Origin of the sequence: Planktothrix sp. FACHB-1355 (assembly GCF_014748295.1) — a bacterium.
Classification (GTDB): domain Bacteria; phylum Cyanobacteriota; class Cyanobacteriia; order Cyanobacteriales; family Aerosakkonemataceae; genus Aerosakkonema; species Aerosakkonema funiforme_A.
In genome coordinates this window covers 1-2,115 of record NZ_JACJUP010001190.1, presented here as the reverse complement: position 1 = coordinate 2,115, position 2,115 = coordinate 1, and the positions used below count along the sequence as shown (strand labels likewise).

Annotated in this window: 1 protein-coding gene and 1 pseudogene; one reads left to right on the top strand and one right to left on the bottom strand. The window is 43.1% G+C overall.

Translation table 11 applies throughout. The annotated features are described in order from the left end of the window. Nucleotides 1–228: 228 nt before the first annotated feature. Entirely contained in the window at nt 229–1,116 is an 888-nt protein-coding gene (locus H6S82_RS30600; RefSeq protein ID WP_190463844.1) for a CoA-binding protein, read from the top strand. A gap of 146 nt (nt 1,117–1,262) precedes the next feature. Here the strand turns inward: H6S82_RS30600 and H6S82_RS30595 are convergent. Further along, a pseudogene (locus H6S82_RS30595) lies at nt 1,263–2,115 on the bottom strand (hypothetical protein); the annotation flags it as partial.

The following is a 2,115-nucleotide window of genomic DNA, read 5'->3' as shown; positions in this document are numbered from 1 at the left end:
CCCTAGTTACTTTGTGACGCGAGGAAATTTCTGCTATCAAATCCCGACAAGAGGAAACAGCCAAAATTCAAGCTGAAAGTATCCCAGAATTAGTTAAATTTATTAATAAGCCCAAATCTGAATAATACTAGGACGCCCCACCCTCGAAACCCGGTTTCTATGAAAAATCGCGAGTTTCCAGTCATTTGATGGGTAAGTCCTGTAAGTGTAACCGTTAGGCGTTTTGTAATGAATGTAAAGCCAGATAGTAAAGTCTTAATCCAAGGTATCACCGAACCGCTTGCTGCTATCCACGCGGCTAAGATGAAAGCTTACGGCACTAATGTCGTTGCTGGGGTAAGTCCGGGACAGGGGGGACAAACAATACACGATATCCCTGTGTTCGATTTGGTGGAACAAGCACTGCCAATAACTGGCTCGATCGACACTAGCATAATCTTCACTCCACCTTACTTGGTATTGGATGCGGCGCTAGAAGCGATCGCTGCTAATATTAGGCAACTGATTATCGTCACGAGCGGTATTCCACCTCTGGATATAGTTTATCTGCTGAGAATTGCCGATGCTAACAAAACTCTAGTTGTTGGCCCTAACAGTATGGGCATTATCGTACCGGGAAAAATTTTGTTGGGCACTCATCCTAGTGAATTTTACACTCCCGGTGCGGTGGGACTGATCAGCCGTTGCGGCAGTCTGACCTGCGAAGTTGCTTTGCAACTAAGCCAAGCGGGATTTGGACAATCGATCGGCGTTAATATTGGTAGTGATGCGATCGTTGGTTCTTCTCTTCGCCATTGGTTGCCAGTTTTAAATAAAGATGACAATACCAAAGCGATCGTTTTAGTAGGACAAATGGATGGCGATAGCGAAGAAACGATCGCTCCCTTTATTGCTGAGGAAATTAGTAAACCTGTAGTTACTTACATTGCCGGACGCTACGCACCAACAGTAAAACGACAGCGCCGCGCCAGCGATTTGATTGTTTCTCAGCCAGTTATAGAGGATGAAATTAGCACGGCAGAAGCAAAAATAGCTGCTTTTGAAAAAGTCAAAATTCCCGTAGCGCAGCGCCCTTCTCAGATTCCCGAATTGGTGAAGAAAGCGCTTAAAAAATAGTCAAAAAAAAGAGGCTAGGGGCTAGGGGCTAGGGGCTGGGGGCTAGGGTCTAGGGAAGAGGAAGAGGAAGAGGGAAGAGGGAAGAGGGAAGAGGGAGAGAATTAATCTTTTCCCTTTCTCCTAATCCCCTAGTCCCTAATCCCTAGCTATAAAGGGGGTGGTGCTGAAAAAAGGGATTGGGAAGCAGATTCACCTGCTTTTTGTAGTTTTTTCGTCAGCTGTAACGTTAACAATCCCAGGATGCTCAACTGACCTAACAAAGATAGAAAAATTGTGATAGCGCTGGCGTATTGCATACCAAGCCAAGGCAAAGCAGAAAGCAGCCACAAACCAGGCATTTCATTGGGTGATATCCCTAGCAAAGCAAAACCTAACGGAGGCAATACAATCAATCCATTTATCGTAATAAGAGACCACCAGAGGCGTTTTGGCGTTTTCATTAATATCATTTGTTGCGCGATCGCCGCACAAATTAAAATCCAATTCGCACTCAAAATCAAAACTATCAGTGCTTGAATTTTGTAAACGTTTGGGATAACAAATATAATCCAACCACCCCAAATTACTGTTTTGATAACCAAATTGAGTGCGATCGCTACCAGTACGGGACTTTTTTCTCCCCAAATCAAATCCTGAATCAAAGGATTAAAAATACCTGATGAAAAACTTGACCTCACAGATGCCGATTTCACTTTTAATTTTTCATTTTTTATTCTTAATTGTTCGTAGCGAGCCCAATCTTGCAATTCCTGGCGTTGCGGCGATAAAAGACCGATTAAATACATAAAGCAGAATAAATTTAGGCATTCCACAAACGCTATTAACTCAAACCAACGCCAATAATCGTTAGAATGCACCGAGTTTAAGTTTTCTCCTAGAAAAAATCCTAAAATGCAGAGTTCCAAACAAGCTACTAACCAATAACTTTGACCTTTGCTTATCAAGGTAGCGCTTGGTTGAAGAAAGCGCCGATTTAATGCTTGCCATGACCAATAACCC

What these genes read in the sequence shown, in the direction of transcription:
- H6S82_RS30600 (WP_190463844.1), top strand. Translation starts at nt 229, where the DNA reads ATGAATGTAAAGCCAGATAGTAAAGTCTTAATCCAAGGTATCACCGAA.